Source organism: Aeromonas sp. QDB14 (genome assembly GCF_027707845.1).
In the GTDB taxonomy this organism is placed as follows: Bacteria; Pseudomonadota; Gammaproteobacteria; order Enterobacterales; family Aeromonadaceae; genus Aeromonas; species Aeromonas caviae.
On sequence record NZ_JAPCJD010000136.1, the window covers coordinates 1 to 4,996 of the forward strand.

The following is a 4,996-nucleotide window of genomic DNA, read 5'->3' on the forward strand; positions in this document are numbered from 1 at the left end:
TTCGCCAGCCAGTGAATTGAGTGGTATCAACGGGTTGGGGAACGGCCATCCAGCGACGGATTTGATCAACAACGCCCAGTTAGTATCGAGACCTTCCGATTTGTCGGGCTTCTTGCCCCGCTTGGCGGGTGTTACTTGAACTCGGTGTTTGCTGTTCGGTGCAAAGACGCCGTGGAAGCGTGTGAGGTTGACTCGCGGCTTAGGTACCAACGCAGCGAGTTTGGCGATGAAGTCCAGCGGCTCGAAGATCACATGGGTGGTGCCATTGCGGTACGGAGTTTTGAGCTCGTAACGCACCTGCCCATTGGCGGTTAATGCCAGACGTTTTTCTGAAACCGCTGGCCGACTAATGTAGCGACACAAGCGCTCAAGCTTATCCCGCTGATGCGCTTCGGCCATCACACCGGCGTGTAGCGAGAAACCAGCATGGTTGGCTACTCGACTGCTTGAGTCGGCTTTATCCTCACGCCCTGGCAAGGTTTGCAGGGTGAAGACTTTGCGCCCTTGCTGGGGGCCGACGGCAATGCGATACGTAACCGAAGCACCATGTAATTGAGTCAGCGTATCGTCTTCGCCCTCTTCCAGTGTCAACCACGTATTCTCGGCATCACGCTCCAAAATCCCACGCTTTTCCATGCAGCGAGCGATGCGATGGCTGAGGGTGTGAGCGAGCGTATTCAGCTCATCGTAAGTGGGTGCCTTGACACGATGGAAGCGTTGCTTGCCATAGTCATCTTCGGCATAGACACCATCGAGAAACAGCATGTGGTAGTGGACATTGAGATTTAGCGCGGAGCCAAAGCGTTGGATAAGAGTCACTGAGCCAGTTTGTGCAGAGGCTTTGGTGTAACCGGCTTTTTTGATCAGATGAGTTGAGAGTGTACGATAGACGATACTCAAGACCTGGCCCATCAGCTGGGGATGGCGAGCCAGCAAAAAGCGTAGCTGGAAAGGAAAGCTGAGCACCCACTGGCGAATGGGCTCCTTGGGGAAGACTTCGTCTATCAGCAGCGCCGCACTCTCGGCCATCCGGCGGGCACCGCAGCTAGGGCAAAAGCCGCGTCGTTTACAGCTGAAGGCGACCAGACGCTCGTGATGACAATCCTCGCAGCGAACCCGCATGAAACCATACTCCAGACGGCCACATTGGAGGAGGTCGTTGAATTCTTGTTGGATGTAGCGAGGCAGGTGTTGACCTTGGGCTTCGAGTGAGGCTTTGAAGGCTGGGTAGTGCTGCTCAACCAGCTGGTAGAGCAGCGTCTGGTCGGGTTGGTGGCGTTCGTAACCGTTTGTTTGAGTGGGCGATTGACTCGCCGTGGCGTTCCTTGCCAGCGACATGGGTATCCTCCGCTGATACTGTGGTTATGTACAGTATCAGCGGCTTGCGTTCAGACGTCCAGTCTGGCCCTAGACATCGCTAAATGCTTAACCCGCAATAGCCCTCACGAGTTGTTATCAGCCACTACCGGTTGAGCGAGAAGGTTTTGGGTTCAGGGTGCTATTGCTCCACCAATCACAATACTGAAGCCCCAACTGTTATCAGTTGGGGCTTTTTCTTGTCTGTTTGCGGCGGTTGCGTTTTATCGGTAGTCGTCGAGCTCTGCACCATCCCACATAAGAGCTTAACGGTACGATCTTCAACGCCATCACACAAAACTTTCTTTTTCACGCACAGTCAACTTATTGGGGTTCTAGGGATTTTCCGTCCAAAAACGACAAAGTGCTCTGGAGGCCCCGCCGTCTGTGGCCTCCAGAGGGGTATTACTTTTTTCGAGATCCCTATTTGGGCTCTGTTTGAGTAAGATTTAGTCTTTTTGGGCTAAATCCATGGCATTCGAAGAACGTGTCCAAATCTTGTCCGAGGCAGAACAAGATGAGTTATATGGACCCCCCGCTTTCACCTCCGCCGACCAACGCTTCTTTTTCTCGCTGAACGATAAGGAACTGGCGATCGCTAAAAGCCTCCGTCATCGGGGCCAGCGTTACATGCTGGTGGTACTGCTGGGCTATTTCAAAGCCAAGCCGGTGGTGCTGAATCCCGGCTTTCATCAGATCAAGCAGGACCTCAAATACGTTTATCAAACCGTTCTACCAGGCCCAGGCTGTAGACCCTTTAATCTCACGCCAAAAGAGAACGAACGGATTTACCAACGTGTTTTCCAGCTCTGCAACTACCAGCGCTGGAATGTCAAAGACCATGGAGCGGCGTTGAGAGATTACTTATCCCAGCAAGCCAGAGCCTGGACAGCGCCTAGGCACCTCTTCGATGCGGCCATTGAATATTGTTCGGGGCAGAAGATCGCAATCCCTGCCTACAGCACGCTGCAAAAGATCATCAGTCAGGTGGTGGGAGACGAACAGGAACACATGGCCGCGCACCTTGAGCGTGCAATGTCACGCGGTCTTAAGCAAGCACTGGCGGAGCTCGTGAACGGCACAGGTCCACTGCCGTTCCGACAGTTGCGACAATCGGCTCGTAACTTCACCGGAACCGAGTTGGAGAAAGAACTGATTGTCTATCGCCATATCCAGCATTGGATGCCGGAAGTGGATCTGCTGTTGAGCACGCTATCACTGTCGCAGAAAAATCTGCAACACCTGGCAGAGAAAGTCGACTACTACGGTGCCAAACTGAAACGTCAAACCGTAGGCAGCCAATGGCTGTATTTATTGTGCTATCTTCAAACGCGATGGCAGCAAGCGCTGGAACGTATTGCCGATGGCTTTGTGCATCATGTCAGACAGACCAAACAGAAGGCAAAGGATTATGCGCAGGAAGCGGTGTTTAAGGATTGGCAAAAAGCAGCTAAAAATGTCAGCAAGGCAGCTGAAGTACTGCACCTGTTCATTGATGACAGCATTGATCTGCAACTACCGTTTGCAACAGTAAGACAGCAAGCACTGAGCCTGCTGACCAAAAGGGATCTGGAATCTGTATGTCTCTTCCTGAACGAGCAGCGACGATCGGTCGATGAAGCCATGTGGCAGTACTGCGACGAGAAAGAAAGTCTGCGGAAAGGTTTGCTGCGAGAGTTGTTCCTATGTCTGCGCTTCGAAGGCTGCGACGGCACCCAGCACTTAGCGGCCGCCTTGGCGAAAACACAAAACGAACTCAACGGCCAGGACGCTCAGTTGCAAACTGCCGACACCAGACTCCTTTCCAAAAAATCACGTGAATTCCTGCTGGATGGTGAAGGGAATATCCTGATCGATCGTTATGAGTGGTTCCTCTATCAACAGATTCCTGATCGCCTGAATGGCCAGCTGACGCTGCCTGATATCACTAAATACCGGGCACTCGACGCCGACCTGATCGACGGGGAACATTGGCGAAAAAACAAATATACGCTGCTTCAACAGAGCCATTTTACAAAATTAGCGGAGGAGCCTGAAAAGCTGATCAAACAGATGGCCATGGAATTGGATACCCGTTTGTACGAAGTCGGCGAATATCTTGAACAGGAAGACAACCGGAATATCATCTTGCGTAATCCGCAGGGTAAACGCTTCTGGCGCCTGCCTTCGGCCAGCAAACATCATCTGGTCAACAATCCCTTCTTCCAGCAAATTCCCACAACGGGGATTGCGGATGTACTGCGCATGGTTGATCGTGACACCGGTTTCATTGACTGCTTCGCTCATGTGCTGGGTTCCCAATCCAGAAGCCGTTCCCATGAATATGACCTGTTGGCAATTCTGGTCGGCAATGCAACCAATCAAGGCATTTACGGCATGGCACAGATCTCTGATCGTACCTATGATCAGCTCAGCACTATCCAGGCGAACTATCTTCGCCTGGAAACATTGAATGCTGCTAACGACAACATCAATAACGCGACAGCCAAGCTACCCATCTTCCGGTACTACAACATCCAGGAAGATGTGATCCACGCCAGTGCCGATGGTCAAAAGTTCGAAGCCCGGCGCGAGACCTTCAAAACCCGTTATTCGTCGAAGTACTTTGGCACTCAAAAAGGTGTTTCTGCCATGACCTTGATCGCCAATCACGCTGCGATCAACGCCAGAGTGATCGGCGCCAACGAACATGAATCGCACTACATCTTTGATTTGTTGATGAGCAATACGTCAGACATCATTCCGGATGTGCTCTCAACCGATACCCATGGGGTGAACCATGTGAACTTCGCGTTACTGGATCTGTTCGGATACCAGTTTGCCCCACGCTATGCCCAGGTTGGCAAAGTGATCAATGACATGTTTGATGTCAAGGAAGACAAAGAACACCGAATTCAGCTGTGCTTAAAAAAGCCAATCAATACCCATCGTATTGCGCAGCACTGGGATACCATCCAACGGATTGCAGTATCACTTAAGCAGCGGAAAACAACGCAAGCCACCTTGGTGAGAAAGCTCTCGGAGTACAAGCGCAATCACCCGCTGCTGGAAGCCCTGACGGAATACAATCGCCTGGTGAAAGCGAATTATCTACTGTGCTACATCGATGATGCCAGTTTAAGAAACTATGTTCAGCGCGCGCTGAACCGGGGAGAGGCCTATCACCAACTGCGTCGGGCCGTGAGCAGCGTCAATGGGGATCAGTTCCGGGGCAGTTCAGACGAAGAAATCCAGCTATGGAATGAGTGCGCTCGCCTGGTCACCAATGCCATCGTTTACTTCAACTCCAGGATACTCAGCCAGCTGTTGACCAGCTTCGAATACCAAGGAGATACCAAGAGAATAGATATCGTCAAACAGGCATCCCCTGTGGCCTGGCACAACATTAACCTCAAGGGGACTTACCACTTCGAATTGAGCGAAAAATTGCCAGATCTGGAGGAGCTTATGCGCTCAATCGAGGGATATTTACCCGTCAGCGAAAAGTAATACCCCTCTGGAGGCCACGGACGGCGCGGCCTCCAGAGCACTTTGTCGTTTTTGGACGGAAAATCCCTAGAACCCCATTTTGCGCAAGCCGAGGTTGATCCCTTCCGCCAAGATAACGTTCATTAGCCCGATCCGGTCAGCGCAGGGTGCT

At 52.0% G+C, this 4,996-nt stretch carries 2 protein-coding genes; one reads left to right on the top strand and one right to left on the bottom strand.

Annotated elements, in window-relative coordinates; all coding sequences use genetic code 11:
• Positions 1-1,338: transposase (locus PG887_RS21730; protein ID WP_270822889.1), on the bottom strand; the 1,338-nt coding region annotated here is incomplete at its 3' end.
• Between the two features lie 489 nt (positions 1,339-1,827).
• On the opposite strand from PG887_RS21730, the gene PG887_RS21735 reads away from it, so the two are divergent.
• A complete protein-coding gene (locus PG887_RS21735) occupies positions 1,828-4,845 on the top strand; it encodes a Tn3-like element IS3000 family transposase (RefSeq protein WP_021740570.1) in 3,018 nt (1,005 codons plus the stop codon).
• The last annotated feature ends 151 nt before the right edge of the window (positions 4,846-4,996 follow it).